Origin of the sequence: Pseudomonas sp. L-22-4S-12 (assembly GCF_009799935.1) — a bacterium.
In the GTDB taxonomy this organism is placed as follows: Bacteria; Pseudomonadota; Gammaproteobacteria; order Pseudomonadales; family Pseudomonadaceae; genus Aquipseudomonas.
Genome location: NZ_WELL01000001.1, coordinates 1,074,236 through 1,087,957 on the forward strand (window position 1 = coordinate 1,074,236; position 13,722 = coordinate 1,087,957).

The window sequence follows — 13,722 nt, forward strand, 5'->3', positions numbered from 1 at the left end:
GCTATCGAGATCAAGAGATGAACAAGGTTTTATTCTTCGCCCTGGCCAAGCATCAACGCCTGTATTTCCAGCGCCTGCTCGATGAAACGACACTCGAGGGCAAGGTGGTGGTTCCCGCCCAGATGCCCTGGCCAAGGCCCTGGCAATTGCCGCATGTGATCAAGCGCATCAACTGGGCGCAGTTGATTGAGGAGAAGTGCCACGAGCGGCGGGTCAAGCGCAAGTACGAGGGCGGGCTGTACAAGCTGTTGCTGCGTCTGGAACTGGCCTGGTTGGCTCTGCGCGTACAGGCTTTGCTGCTGCGTGAAAAGCCCGTCAATGTGGCGATGTGGAACGGCTCGCACCGCTATTGCCAGCTGCTGTTGGCGCTGCTGCCGCAGGACTGCCAGACGTTCTTCTTCGAGAATGGCCTGCTGCCGAACACCACGACACTGGATACCAAGGGCGTCAACTACCGCAACTCGGTGCCGCGCGATGCCGCCTTCTTCCGCGACTACCAGGCGCCGGAGGGCGCCGCCAGCGCAGAGCTGGCGCTGGTGCCGCGCAAACCGCGCAATACCGGGCTGCCGGTGATCGCGCTGCCCGAGCGTTTCGTCTTCATCCCGTTCCAGGATGACCGCGACACCCAGGTGCGGCTGTTCTCCCCCTGGGTCGCGGATATGCGTCAGCTATTCGCCCTGGGTGAGCGCCTGGCGGCCGAGACCGGCATGACGGTGGTGTTCAAGGAGCACCCCGCCAGCCGAGAGTCCTATCCGGAGCTGCATGCGCGCAGCAATGAGCGGCTGCTGTTCGCCAATGGCAACAATACCCAGGCGCTGATCCAGGCGAGCCAGTTCGTCATCACGCTGAACTCGACCGTGGGGCTGGAAAGCATCCTGCTCGGCAAGCCGGTGCTGACCCTCGGGCAGGCGTTCTTCAATATCCCGGGGCTGGTCACCCATGCGGACTCCGCCGACGAGCTGATGGCTCGGGTTCGTGCATTCCCCGACTGGTCGCTGGATGAGCGCATCCGCGAGAACTTTCTGCGCTACATGGCTGGCGAATACTGTGTCGAGGGTGGCTGGTTGAATGCCGATGTGGCGCAGTTGCAGCGGGTAGCGAGCCGGATGCAGCGGCTGGGGCGATAACGTGCGGCCGGCCGAGCTGCTGGCGTTGCCGCGATTGTCGCGCTGGGCCTCGCTGGGGTTGCTGGTGCTGCTCTGCGGGGCCTGGGTGCTGCCCAGCAACAAGCTCTATCACCAGGCCCTGATTGCCCTGCTATGGCTGCCGGCGCTGCTGGCCCTGGGGCGACGCGATTTCTGTGTGTGGCTAAGGCTGCCGGAGCTGCTGCTGTTCGTGGCGCTGTCCCTGTGGACCCTGGTAGTGCTGTTGGCGCAGGGCGGTGAGGACCTGGGCCGCGATGCCAAACTGCCCGTGTATATCCTGCTATCCCAGCTCGGTGTGCTGTTGGCTGCCCGTGGCCAGTGGTCGTTCGAAGGGCTGCTCCGCGCTGCGGCTCTGCTCGGTGGCCTGGGTGCACTGGTGTCCGTGCTGTATTTCCGGTGGTCCTCTCCCCATCCGCAGGGGCAGCGCTTGATTGCCATAGGTCTTTGGGATACAGCGATCATGGCCGCCCATGCGGTGGGCGCTTTGGCCGTTATGGGCGTCTTTCTCTTCCAGCGGCCACGAGGTGCACTTTGGTCGGTGCTTTGGCTGGTAAGCGGGCTCGGCTACCTGGCCTTTCTGGGCTTTAGCCAGACCCGCGGGGTGTGGTTGGCATTGTTTGCCACGTTGCTGGTCATGGCTTTTGTTAGGCCGCGGCGTTTCAGTGCCTGGGCTGCTGTAACGCTATTGGCTGGAGGCCTGCTGGCGGCCCTGCTGGCGCCGGAGATCCTGTTGCAGCGAGGGGGGTCATACCGGCCCGAACTGTTTGCCGGCGGCATGCGCCACCTGGGGGAGAGCTGGCTGTTGGGGCTCGGTTTCAATACCTACGAAATCGCGGTACCAGGCACCGGGCTGGTGTTCAAGCATCCACACAATATGTACCTGGACTTGGCCATCCGCCTGGGCTTGCCCGGGCTGCTGCTGTTTGCCCTGCTCTGGGGCTGCGTCGCCTGGCGTGGCTGGCAGAACCGAGCGGAACCCCTGGGGCGGGCGCTGCTGGCGCTTTGGGTATTCTCCAGCGTGGCCCTGCTAACCGATGGCATCGGCCTGTGGCTCAAGCCCAATGCCGACTGGTTGATTACCTGGCTGCCGATCGCCCTGAGCCTGGTGCTTGCCTCGCGGCAGCCGGCCGGTGGCCTTAATCCAGCATCCAGCCTTCAAGAAAGAACAGGAAAATGATGTCGCCAGCAACCCATGCGCCTCTGCGTTCCTTTGCCGCGTTGCGCAGCACCCGGCAGGGTGCGGTCTTTATCATCGCCTCGGGGCCGTCGGTCAAAGACTTCCCGCTGCAGCGCTATGCCAGTTACCCCATGCTGGCCATGAACGGTTCGATCAGCTGCTTCGCCGAGGCGGCTATCGCCCCGTATTTTTATCTCTGCGATGACAGCAGTTTCGTGCGCAATCGTTTACCGCTGCTGCTGCAAGCCGCCGCGCTGGCCGAAAATCTGGCCCTGAGTCCGCGCGTGATCGAGACGTTGCTGGAACGCGAGCCTCACGCGCTGGATGGCCGTTCGGTATACGACTTCGAACGGGTAAATCGTCCGCCGGAAGGGGGTGAGGCGCTGGGCGACCGGGCGTTTGCTCGAATGGCGCGGCGTGATCCGGACTTCGAGTGCGGGTTTTCCTGGTTCCGTCAGAAACCCAATCGCATCGGCTTCAGCCGCAATCTGGAGAAGGGGTATTTCAGCAGCAGGACCATCCCTTACGCCGGAGTCCAGATGGCCTACCACCTGGGGTTCCGCCAGGTTTTCCTGGTCGGCATGGATCTCGATTCGAGCAAGGGCCGCTTCTACGAGCAGGGCGGCGATGCGGTGCGCAGTCGCCTCGATGGCGACTACGACGATTACATCCTGCCCTGCTTCGAGCTGCTGGCTGAGAGGGTGATCAAACCGGACTTCCAGGTGTTCAACCTGTCACCGCACAGCCGCTTGCCTGCGCGGATCGTGCCCAAGCTCGGTCTGGATCAGTTGGATCGCTTGCTCGCCAGCTCGTAGGCGGCCAGCAGCTCATTCCAGGGAAACAGCGCTACCTTGCGCCGCTGCAGGTAGCTGTGCAGATGGCGGAAGTTGCGCCGCACCAGCATGCGCCCCAGCGGGCGCCCCTTGAAGCGCAGGTCGAGGAAGTCGATGAGGCCGAAGCTGCCATCCGGGGTGCGCAGGATATTGCCCAGGTGCAGGGAGCGGAAATAGATGCCACGTTGATGCAGGCCGTGGATATAGGCCGCCAGTTGCGGCAGCAGCGCATCGAATTGCCGGCGGGAATCGCGGAATAGCTTGTCCAGCGGCTGGCCTTCCAGGGGCTGGTAGATGCAGGCGCTGACGGCTTTGTTGCGTTCTATCCAGCCGAGCTCGAGGATCTGCGGAGTCTGGATGCCCAGGCTCTGCAGGCGGCTGGCATGTTCGCTGAAGCGGCGGGCGTCGGGGCGTAGCCTGGCGAGCAGCGGATGGCGGCGGCTGCGGAATATTTTCAGGATCTTGCCATCGGCCAGGCGAACCACCTTCACCCCGTGACTGTCTTTTTCCAGCACCTCGCCCTGGCTTAGCCAATCTTGTAATTCGTTCGCTGTTACAATCCGCATCTTGTCTCTCTAGTCGTCGTACGAGGCGTGCCGAATGGCCAATTCTACCCAGCAATCCGGTCTCAAGGTTTACTTGCGGTTGCTGAAATATGTCCTGCCCTATTCCGGGCTATTCGCGATCAGTCTCCTCGGCTTTCTGATTTTTGCGTCTACCCAGCCCATGTTCGGCTACATCCTGAAGTATTTCGTCGATGGATTGGCCAATCCGGATGCCAGCTTCTTTGCCGCCGTGCCGTATCTGCAGGACGTGCCTTTTCTCGTCCAGCTGAAGCTGGTTCAGGTCGTGCCACTGCTGATCGTGCTGATCGCCCTGTGGCAGGGTATCGGTTCTTTCCTGGGTAACTATTTCCTGGCGCGGGTCTCGCTGGGGTTGGTGCACGATTTGCGCGTCACCCTGTTCAACAATCTCCTGACCTTGCCCAACCGCTACCTCGACAACCACAACTCGGGCCATCTGATTTCTCGCATCACCTACAACGTCACCATGGTCACCGGGGCGGCCACCGATGCGATCAAGGTGGTGGTGCGCGAAGGCATGACGGTCATCTTCCTGTTCGCGTCCCTGCTGTGGATGAACTGGAAGCTGACCCTGGTCATGCTGGCCATTCTTCCGGTGATCGGGCTGATGGTCACCAGCGCCAGCCGTAAATTCCGCAAGCAGAGCAAGAAGATCCAGGTGGCCATGGGCGACGTCACCCACGTCGCGTCGGAAACCATCCAGGGCTATCGCGTGGTGCGCAGCTTCGGTGGCGAGGAATACGAGCGGGCACGCTTCCTGGCGGTGACCGATGACAACCGCCGCAAGCAGCTGCGCATGGTCAAGACCGGCGCGGTGTATACGCCCATGCTGCAACTGGTGATCTACAGCGCCATGGCAGTGCTGATGTTTATGGTCCTGTACATGCGTGGCGATGCCTCGGCGGGCGACCTGGTGGCCTACATCACCCTGGCGGGGCTGCTGCCCAAGCCGATTCGCCAGCTGTCCGAAGTCAGTTCGACCATCCAGCGTGGGGTGGCGGGTGCCGAGAGCATCTTCGAGCAGCTCGACGAAGAGCAGGAAGTCGACCGCGGTACCGAGCAGCGCGAGCGGGTCAGCGGCCGTCTCGAGGTGCGTGACCTGACCTTCCAGTACCCAGGTGCCGAGAAACCGGTGCTGAACAACATCTCCTTCGTCGCCGAGCCGGGGCAGATGGTCGCCCTGGTCGGTCGTTCCGGCAGCGGCAAGTCGACCCTGGCCAGCTTGATCCCGCGCTTCTATCACCACGAACACGGGCAGATCCTGCTGGATGGCCTGGATGTCGAACAGTACGGCCTGCGCAACCTGCGCCGGCACATTGCCCTGGTGACCCAGCACGTCACCCTGTTCAACGACAGCGTGAGCAACAACATCGCCTACGGCGACCTGGCCGGGGCCCCGCAGGAGGCCGTGCGCAAGGCTGCCGAAGCCGCCTTTGCCGCAGAGTTCATCGAGAAGCTGCCGCAGGGTTACGACACCCTGGTCGGCGAGAATGGCGTGCTGCTCTCCGGTGGCCAGCGCCAGCGCCTGGCGATTGCCCGTGCGCTGCTGAAGAATGCACCGCTGCTGATCCTCGATGAGGCGACCTCGGCCCTGGATACCGAGTCCGAGCGGCATATCCAGGGCGCGCTGGATGAGGTGATGAAGGGCCGTACGACCCTGGTGATCGCCCACCGCCTGAGCACCATCGAGAAGGCCGACCTGATCCTGGTGATGGATCAGGGGCAGATCGTCGAGCGCGGCACCCATGCCGAGCTGTTGGCCATGAATGGCTACTACGCCCGCCTGCATGCCCGGCATTTCGAAGAGCCTGGCGAGCTGGCAGTCGCTCAGGAAGTTTGAGCGGATGCCGCCCTGCGGCAGGTGCCGCAGGGCGGGGCTGCGCGAAGTCCGCAGCTGGCCGGGCTGTTTGCGCCCACATGTTATGATCTGCGGCGATTTTGCCGCTCCGGAGTCCCCATGAAGTTGTCCATGCCCCGTTACGATCAAGCCCCCGTTCTGGTGGTGGGCGATGTCATGCTCGACCGTTACTGGCACGGCGGCACTTCGCGGATATCCCCGGAGGCGCCGGTGCCGGTGGTCAAGGTCGAGCAGATCGAGGATCGCCCGGGCGGCGCGGCCAACGTCGCGCTGAACATCGCCGCCCTCGGCGCCCCGGCCCTGCTGGTCGGCGTGACCGGGCGCGACGAGGCGGCCCACAGCCTCACCGACAGCCTGCATGCCGCCGGCGTGCAGGCGCATTTCCAGCGCATCGACGACCAGCCGACCATCGTCAAGCTGCGCGTCATGAGCCGCCACCAGCAGCTGCTGCGCATGGACTTCGAGGAGCCCTTCCATACCGATGCCGAGGCCCTGGCCGCCGACGTCGACGCGCTGCTGGACGGGGTCAAGGTGCTGGTGCTGTCCGACTACGGCAAGGGCGCGCTGCAGAACCACCAGGCCCTGGTCCAGCTGGCGCGGGCCAAGGGCATTCCGGTGCTGGCCGACCCCAAGGGCAAGGACTTCTCCATCTATCGCGGGGCCAGCCTGATCACGCCGAACCTCAGCGAATTCGAGGCCATCGTCGGCCATTGCGCCGACGAAGCCGAGCTGGTCAGTCGCGGCGCCAAGCTGATGCAGGAACTGGAGCTGGGCGCGCTGCTGGTCACCCGTGGCGAACACGGCATGACCCTGCTGCGCCCCGAGCATGCGCCGCTGCACCTGCCGGCCCGTGCCCGCGAAGTGTTCGACGTCACCGGTGCCGGCGACACGGTGATCTCCACCCTGGCCGCCAGCCTGGCCGCCGGCGAGGAGCTGCCGCAAGCGGTGGCGCTGGCCAACCTGGCCGCCGGCATCGTGGTCGGCAAGCTGGGCACCGCGGCCATCAGCGCGCCGGAACTGCGCCGGGCGGTGCAGCGCGAACAGGGCTCCGAGCGCGGCGTGGTCAGCCTGGAGCAACTGCTGGTGGTGATCGAGGATGCCCGCGCCCATGGCGAGAAGATCGTCTTCACCAACGGCTGCTTCGACATCCTCCACGCCGGTCACGTGACCTACCTGGAGCAGGCCCGCGCCCAGGGCGATCGCCTGGTGCTGGCGGTCAATGACGATGCCTCGGTCAGTCGCCTGAAGGGCCCGGGCCGGCCGATCAACGCGGTCGACCGGCGCATGGCCGTGCTGGCCGGCCTCGGTGCGGTGGACTGGGTGGTGAGCTTCAGTGAGGACACCCCGGAAAACCTGCTGCGCGCGATCAAGCCGGATGTGCTGGTCAAGGGCGGCGACTACGGCATCGAGGGCGTGGTCGGTGCCGATATCGTCCGTGCCTATGGCGGCGAAGTGCGGGTGCTGGGGTTGGTCGAGAACAGCTCGACCACCGCGATCGTCGAGAAGATCCGCAGCAAGTAGGTTGGGTTGAGGCGCACAGCGCCGAAGCCCAGCGGGTGAGGGCTCAGGCCGCGTCGTGACCTGCTTGTTTGCCGTTGGGCTTCGCTGCGCTCAACCCAACCTACAGGGCTTCAGCCGAAAGCGCGAAGCGCCGGCCGGGTGGTTTTTCTGTCACGCCCAGCAGCGCCTGCCAGTCCTTCCATGCGATGCGCTCGTCACGCACCAGCCAGCCTTCCTGTTCGGCAAAACTCTCCGATAGCCACAGCCCGCGGCAGCTGGTCGGCTGCAGTTCGCCGCGCCGGAGGGTGAACAGTTCGCCGCTCGGCCGGCCCTGGTGCAGTGGCAGCAGGTAGAGATCGGGGCGGCGGCGTTCCAGGCGGGCGACCAGCGCGCCGTCCTCCAGGCATTCGTCGACGTGGAACAGGCTGGGCTGGCGGCAGTCCCGGGGCAGCTCCAGGCGCAGGTCGTAGACCAGCTGCAGCGAGGCCGTGGGCAGGTGCACGTAGGCCTGCGGCCGCTCCAGCAGCGTCAGGTTGGCGCATTGCACCGGACGTGCCGCGCCGCTCAGCGGGGCGAGGCGGAAGTGGCTGCGTTCGCGGTAGCGCAGGCTGGGCTGGTAGGGCGTCGGCAGCCAGGTATCGCCGAAGCGCCCGCCCAGCCAGCCATCGGCGGTTTCGATCAGGCACTCTTCGGCGACTTCCTGGATGGCGGTCAGCAGCGGCAGGTTCAGCTCGTGGGCCGGCACGTAGCCGGAAATCAGTTTGAGCACCACGTCGCCGCGATCCGGGCGGCGCTGGCGCACCAGCAGCCAGTAGTCACGGCCCTGCCAGTTGAGAGTCAGGCGCACCGAGACGCCGAGGTTGGCCAGCTCCACGGCGAACTGCCGACAGTCGGCCACCTCGATCGGGCGGCGGCGCTCCTGCATCTGCGTGAAGTTCAGCGGCAGGCCCTGGCTGCGATAGTGCAGGCCGTCCGCGCTGGCGCTGACCTGCAGCGGCAGGGTCTGGAAGGCGCCAGGGTCTTTGCGGGCCAATAGTCTCGGCATGTCGGCTCCTGCGGCGGCGGGCGGTGCGCACTGCCGGCTGGCAGCGATTTATCGGAGCGGTGCAGTGTAGTCGCGGATCACCGCGGCGGCGGTGGCCACGTTCGCCGCCAGGTGCTGCGGGTTGATGGTGCCGACGATGGCGCTGCTCACCGCCGGGTGGGCGAACAGCAACTCGAAGCTGGCGCGCACCGGGTCCTGGCCGGCGGCCAGGCAGGCATGGCCGCTGGCCAGCGCTTTCTTGATCAGGATGCCCTTGCCCTGGGCGGCGGCATAGTCGAGCACCGGCTTCTCGCCCTGCTCGGCGAGGTTGTAGGTGACCATCGCGCAGTCGCCCCGTTCGAGGGCCAGCAGGCCGCCCTCGACGGTCTTGCCGGAGAGGCCGAAGGCGCGGATCTTGCCTTCGCGCTTGAAGCCGGCCAGCGCCTCGTAGAGGCCGCTGTCCCGCAGGATGGCCAGGTCGCGGCCGTCCGAGTGCACCAGCAGCAGGTCGATGCAGTCGGTTTCCAGGCGCTTGAGGCTGCGTTCCAGGGACAGGCGGGCATGGGCCGGGGTGAAGTCGTAGTGCGACTGGCCGGCCTCGAACTCCTCGCCGACCTTGCTGACGATCACCCAGTCCTGGCGCTGGCCGCGCAGCAGCGGACCGAGGCGCTGTTCGCTGACGCCGTAGGCCGGCGCGGTGTCGATCAGGTTGATGCCCAGCGCGCGGGCCTGGGCCAGCAGGTTGCGCGCCGCGGCGTCGTCGGGAATGGTGAAGCCGTTGGGGTACTTCACCCCCTGGTCGCGGCCGAGCTTGACCGTGCCCAGGCCCAGCGGCGAAACCCGCAGGCCGGTCGCGCCCAGTGGGCGATGCAGGTCGTGCAGGCTCATGGCAGCAGCTCCTCCCACACCGGGCGGGCCAGGGCGGGGCGCGGCAGCTCGGGCAGCGGTGCTTGCGCGCTGGGGCGGATGCCGTCGCGGCTCAGGGCGGCCAGTACCCGGTCGCTGAAGTCCGGGGCCAGGGCCAGCTTGGTCGGCCAGCCGACCAGCAGCCTGCCCTGGTCGGCGAGGAAGGCATTGTCCGGGCGCACCAGGCCGGATTGCGCCGGCTCGGCGCGGTCGACGCGCAGGGTGGCCCAGCGTGCGTCGGCCAGGTCGATCCACGGCAGCAGGTCGCCCAGTTCCTTCTGCGCGGCGCTGATCTGTGCGGCTGTGTCGCGGGCCACGCCGTCGGCCTCGGCGATATCGCCACCGAGGTACCAGACCCACTGGCCGTCGGCCGCCGGATGGCTGGTCACGGTGACCCGCGGTTTCGGCCCGCCACCCAGGCAGTGGGCGTACAGCGGCTTCAGGCTCGGGCCCTTGACCAGCACCATGTGCAGCGGGCGCAGCTGCTGGGCCGGCTGGCCGACGCCGAGGGCGGCGAGCAGGGCGGCATTGCCAGCGCCAGCGCTGAGTACCACGCGCTGGGCGCGGATCTCGCGGCCATCCACCAGCAGGCCGGCCAGTTCGTCGTTCTCGCGCAGCGGGGCGATCTCGCGGCCGGCCAGCAGGCTGTCGCCAGCGAGCGTGGCCATCCGCGCGATCAGGCTGGGCACGTCGAGCACCAGCTCGGCCAGGCGATAGACCTTGCCCTTGAATTTCGCATGCTGCAGCGCCGGCGGCAGTTGCTCGCCCTTGACCTGGTCGACCCGCCCGCGCACCGCCTTGCTGGCGAAGAAACTGGTCAGGTTGCCGGCCAGGCTGCCCGGCGACCACAGGTAGTGGGCCTCGGACAGCAGGCGTACGCCGCAGAGGTCCAGCTCGCCGTTGCCGGCCAGGGCCTCGCGCCAGCGCCGCGGCATGTCGGCGATGGCCTCCGAGGCGCCGGTCAGCGCACCGTGCAGGGCGTACTTGGCACCGCCGTGGATGATGCCCTGAGACTTCACGCTCTGCCCGCCGCCGAGGCTGGCGTTTTCCACCAGCAGGGTGGCGTAGCCCAGCTGGCGCAGGCGGGCATTGAGCCAGAGGCCGGCGATACCGCCGCCAACGATCAGGACATCGGTGCTGAGAGCTTGGGACATGCGCAACGGCTCGCTGAAAAAACAGGCGCGCAGTATAACCCCCTCGGCTGTCTGCCGGCGGCCCCGCGATCCATGGCGCCGAGCGCAGGCCGGCAGGTTGGCGCGCATTGCGCCACGCGCCTTTGCTAAGCTGCGCGCCCATGAACAGAACCCTCTATACCCTGCTGCTGCACCTGGCCCTGCCGATTATCTGTCTGCGTCTGCTGTGGCGGGCCTGGCGGGCGCCGGCCTACGCACGGCGTATCGGCGAACGCTTCGCCCTGGGCCTGCCCCCCCTGCGCCGCGGCGGCATCTGGGTGCATGCCGTGTCGCTGGGCGAAAGCATCGCCGCCGCACCGCTGATCCGCGAGCTGCTGCTGCGCTACCCGCACCTGCCGATCACCGTCACCAGCATGACGCCGACCGGCTCGGAGCGGATCCAGGCGCTGTTCGGCGACCGAATCCAGCACTGCTACCTGCCCTATGACCTGCCCTGGGCCTGCGCGCGCTTTTTCCGCCGGGTGCAGCCGCAACTGGCTCTGATCATGGAAACCGAGCTGTGGCCGAACCATATCCACCAGTGCGCCAAGCAGGGCGTGCCGGTGGTGCTGGCCAATGCGCGGCTGTCCGCGCGTTCGGCGCGTGGCTATGCCCGCTTTGCCGGGCTGACCGCGCCGATGCTCGCCGAACTGAGCCTGATCGCTGCGCAGACCGAGGCCGAGGCCGAGCGCTTCCGCCAGCTCGGCGCGCGCCCGGGCTGCGTCGCGGTGACCGGCTCGATCAAGTTCGACCTGCAGGTGGATGCCGCGCTGCAGCAGCGCGCCAGTCAGTTGCGCGGCGAATGGGGTGCGCAGGCGCGGCCGGTGTGGATCGCCGCCAGCACCCATGCCGGCGAGGACGAGATCATCCTCGCGGCCCATCGCCAGCTGCTGGCGCGCTTCCCCGCGGCGCTGCTGATCTTGGTGCCGCGCCATCCGGAGCGCTTCGCCGCGGTGTTCGAGCTGTGCCAGGGCGAAGGTTTCGCCACGGCGCGGCGTTCACGCCAGGAAGCGGTGTCGGCGCAGACCCGCGTGCTGCTCGGCGATACCCTCGGCGAGCTGCTGTTCCTCTATGCCCTGGCCGACCTGGCCTTTGTCGGCGGCAGCCTGGTCGAGAACGGCGGGCACAACCTGCTGGAGCCGGCCGCCCTGGGCAAGCCCCTGCTGAGCGGGCCGCACCTGTTCAATTTCCTCGAGATCGCCAGCCAGCTGCGGGCCGCCGGCGATCTGCTGCAGGTGCGCGATGCCGGGGAGTTGCTGGGCGCCCTGCAGCAGCTGTTCGCCGAGCCCGAGCGGGCCGCGCAGATGGCCGCGGGCGGGCTGGGCGTATTGCGCGCCAACCAGGGCGCGCTGGGCCGCCTGCTCGACGGCCTAGAGCGCCTCTTGCCGCACGCGCCGGCCTGAGGCCAGCCACGCGCGCAGGGCGATGCCGCCCAGCGCCAGGGCCAGGCAGGGCAGCCAGACCCAGCGCGCCTCGCTGGCCAGCACGGCCAGGCCGCGGGTGCTGAAGAAGCCGCGCACGAACGGCGACACCTCGATCGGCCGCCAGGGCAGGAAGAAGCGCTGTTCGCTCCATGGCCACAGCCAGGCGACGCCCAGGCCGCCGTCGGTGGCCGCATCCAGCAGGCTGTGCGAGGCGCTTGCCAGGGCGATCCAGGCGCCGGCCTTGAGCGGGCCGCAGCCGAGCAGGCGGCAGCACAGTGCGCCTAGCACTCCGCTGAGGCCGGCAAACAGCAGGGAATGACTGAAGCCGCGGTGGCCGAACGCGTCGCTATAGGCGATGCCCAGCTTGAACGCCAGCACGTCGGCATCCGGCAGCAGGGTACAGAACAGGCCGGCCAGCAACAGGCGCGGCGGAATCACCCGTGCCCCGAGGGCCAGCCCGACGGCCAGCAGCGGCAGCGGGTGGGTGATCAGGGTGGTCACGGCTGGCCGCGGTGCTCGTGCATGCGGGTCAGCTGGCGTTCCAGCAGCGAGGGGTAGGGTTCGAGCAGGCGCTCGACGCAGCTGGCGCCTTCCGGGCTGGCGATCGGGCGGATGCGTGCGCGTTGGCGCAGCAGCGGGTCATCGCCGATCGCCCGCTGCACCAGCAGCAGGTTGCGGCTGTGCTGGGACAGGGCCAGGGCGTCCTGGGCCGCTTCGCTGAGCAGCAGTTCGGCCTGGCTGGGGATGATTTCCTGGTCGCTGCAGGTCAGGCCCAGCTGCAGTTGCAGGGTGATGCCGCTGTCCGCGACCTCGATCTGCAGGGCATGGCCGAGGGCGCGCATCAGTTCGCCGCAGCACAGGGCGTGGGTCAGGTAGTCCTCGCCGCTGTGGGCGCTGCTGAACAGCATCAGGCTGCTGCCGTCGTTGAGGGTGTACAGCTTGCCCTGGTACAGCGCGGCGGCCTGTTCCAGGCAGTCGCGGTAGCGCTGCAGCAGTTCCAGCAGGCGCGAGCGCGGCAGATGGCGCAGCTGCTCCTGGGCGCCGAGCTGGATGGCCAGCACGGCGCTGAGCACCGGCGCACTGGCCGGCGTCTCGGCGAAGTCTGCGGCGGCGGCCTCCGGCGGTGTGCTGTCCTCGACCGGGCGCAGGTCGGCGAAGGGATCGTCCTCGGCCAGCTGCTGCGGCTCGCCCTGTTCGAGGTAGTCGCCGGCCTGCTCGTCGAAGTCCGGTTCGTGGAGGTCGGTTGCGCGGAACTCGGGCTCGGCGTGCTCGTCGACGTAGAACGCCTGCTCGTCGGCGAAGTCGTCAGCGGCGGCGGGCGCCACCACCGCTGGTCTTTCCGGCACCAGGCGGGCCTGCAGCTGGCGGGCGAGGTCGCCGATCTCGTCCTGGCGGCCGGCGCCGGGCGCCGGGTCGTCCGGGTCACGCAGCCACAGGCGCAGTTGCAGCAGCGGGGTGGAGATGTAGCGGCCCAGACGCAGGCTCAGCGACAGCGCCAGGGCCAGCAGGATCAGGCTGAGCAGGCCCATGCTCTGCAGGCTGATGGTCATCGGCTGCTGGAACTGCTGCATGTCCAGGCTGATGCGCAGCTGCCCGGCGATCACTTCCTGGAAGGTGATCGGCGTCGAGTAGAGACCTTCGGTGTCGCCCAGCAGGCCCTGGGTCGGACGCGAGCCGGCTTCGGCGAGGATGCGGTTGTCCACGCTGTAGATGGCCGCATGGGCCACCAGCGGGTTCTTCGCCAGGTTGCTGAGCAGCACGTTGAGGCTGAGGATGTCGTTGGACACCAGCAGCTCGGTGGCCGAGGCGGCGGTCTGCACGGTCAGGCTCTGGCCGAGGGCGTCGGCCTGCTGCTGCATGGCCTGCTTGAACTGCATGCCCATCACCCAGGCGTAGATCACCAGGGCCAGGGCCACCAGCAGCAGGCTGTGGCTGGCGATGCGCAGGGCCAGAGGCACGCGCCGCTGGCGCAGGGCGTGAAACAGCAGCAGGAAGAAATTGTCGGGTTTGACCTGGGCTGGCCGGTTCACAGAGCGCGGCTCTTCTTGAATGGAATTGCCGCGCAGTATAACCACCACCCCCAGGCGGGCAAAGCGCCG

12 protein-coding genes are annotated in these 13,722 nt (G+C 67.4%); 6 read left to right on the plus strand and 6 right to left on the minus strand.

Features of this window, described 5'->3' with window-relative positions:
- The first annotated feature begins 17 nt into the window (after positions 1-17).
- From F3I16_RS04860 to F3I16_RS04870, 3 genes are read left to right on the plus strand one after another with little or no spacing between them, the layout of a single operon-like run.
- Positions 18-1,127 carry a capsular biosynthesis protein gene (locus tag F3I16_RS04860; RefSeq protein WP_160492584.1) on the plus strand — a complete coding sequence of 370 codons (1,110 nt, stop codon included), beginning with the start codon at positions 18-20 and terminating at the stop codon, positions 1,125-1,127.
- Between the two features lie 34 nt (positions 1,128-1,161).
- On the plus strand, positions 1,162-2,322 hold the full coding sequence (locus F3I16_RS04865) for an O-antigen ligase (RefSeq protein ID WP_160492585.1): 1,161 nt from the start codon (positions 1,162-1,164) through the stop codon (positions 2,320-2,322).
- Positions 2,319-3,137 carry a lipopolysaccharide core biosynthesis protein gene (locus F3I16_RS04870; RefSeq protein WP_160492586.1) on the plus strand — a complete coding sequence of 273 codons (819 nt, stop codon included), beginning with the start codon at positions 2,319-2,321 and terminating at the stop codon, positions 3,135-3,137. Before F3I16_RS04865 ends, F3I16_RS04870 begins: the two co-directional genes overlap by 4 nt.
- Here F3I16_RS04870 and F3I16_RS04875 read toward each other — a convergent pair.
- A complete protein-coding gene (locus F3I16_RS04875; protein WP_160492587.1) occupies positions 3,107-3,721 on the minus strand; it encodes a lipopolysaccharide kinase InaA family protein in 615 nt (204 codons plus the stop codon). The two genes, F3I16_RS04870 and F3I16_RS04875, sit on opposite strands and share 31 nt — an antisense overlap.
- A 34-nt stretch (positions 3,722-3,755) precedes the next feature.
- Here F3I16_RS04875 and msbA point away from each other — a divergent pair, with 34 nt between their 5' ends.
- Complete coding sequence (msbA, locus tag F3I16_RS04880; protein ID WP_160492588.1) at positions 3,756-5,579, plus strand: lipid A export permease/ATP-binding protein MsbA; 1,824 nt, start codon at positions 3,756-3,758, stop codon at positions 5,577-5,579.
- 117 nt (positions 5,580-5,696) lie between these two features.
- Complete coding sequence (gene hldE, locus F3I16_RS04885) at positions 5,697-7,118, plus strand: bifunctional D-glycero-beta-D-manno-heptose-7-phosphate kinase/D-glycero-beta-D-manno-heptose 1-phosphate adenylyltransferase HldE (protein ID WP_160492589.1); 1,422 nt, start codon at positions 5,697-5,699, stop codon at positions 7,116-7,118.
- Positions 7,119-7,218: 100 nt separating this feature from the next.
- On the opposite strand, the gene F3I16_RS04890 is transcribed toward hldE, so the two are convergent.
- The 3 genes from F3I16_RS04890 to F3I16_RS04900 are packed head-to-tail and all read right to left on the minus strand — an operon-like array spanning position 7,219 to position 10,181.
- Positions 7,219-8,142 (minus strand): metal ABC transporter ATPase, encoded by a 924-nt coding sequence (locus tag F3I16_RS04890; protein WP_160492590.1) that lies wholly within the window; start codon positions 8,140-8,142, stop codon positions 7,219-7,221.
- A gap of 48 nt (positions 8,143-8,190) precedes the next feature.
- Positions 8,191-9,009, minus strand: a complete 819-nt coding sequence (locus tag F3I16_RS04895) for an aldo/keto reductase (protein WP_160492591.1) — start codon at positions 9,007-9,009, stop codon at positions 8,191-8,193.
- Complete coding sequence (locus F3I16_RS04900) at positions 9,006-10,181, minus strand: FAD-dependent oxidoreductase (RefSeq protein WP_160492592.1); 1,176 nt, start codon at positions 10,179-10,181, stop codon at positions 9,006-9,008. The genes F3I16_RS04895 and F3I16_RS04900 overlap by 4 nt, the downstream gene beginning before the upstream one ends.
- 140 nt (positions 10,182-10,321) lie before the next feature.
- Between F3I16_RS04900 and waaA the strand changes: the two genes are divergently transcribed.
- Positions 10,322-11,602 (plus strand): lipid IV(A) 3-deoxy-D-manno-octulosonic acid transferase, encoded by a 1,281-nt coding sequence (waaA, locus tag F3I16_RS04905; RefSeq protein ID WP_160492593.1) that lies wholly within the window; start codon positions 10,322-10,324, stop codon positions 11,600-11,602.
- On the opposite strand, the gene F3I16_RS04910 is transcribed toward waaA, so the two are convergent.
- Entirely contained in the window at positions 11,570-12,124 is a 555-nt protein-coding gene (locus F3I16_RS04910) for a metal-dependent hydrolase (RefSeq protein ID WP_160492594.1), read from the minus strand. The two genes, waaA and F3I16_RS04910, sit on opposite strands and share 33 nt — an antisense overlap.
- Positions 12,121-13,653, minus strand: coding sequence for an AhpA/YtjB family protein (locus tag F3I16_RS04915; protein ID WP_160492595.1), 1,533 nt, complete (start codon positions 13,651-13,653; stop codon positions 12,121-12,123). Before F3I16_RS04915 ends, F3I16_RS04910 begins: the two co-directional genes overlap by 4 nt.
- Positions 13,654-13,722 lie beyond the last annotated feature (69 nt).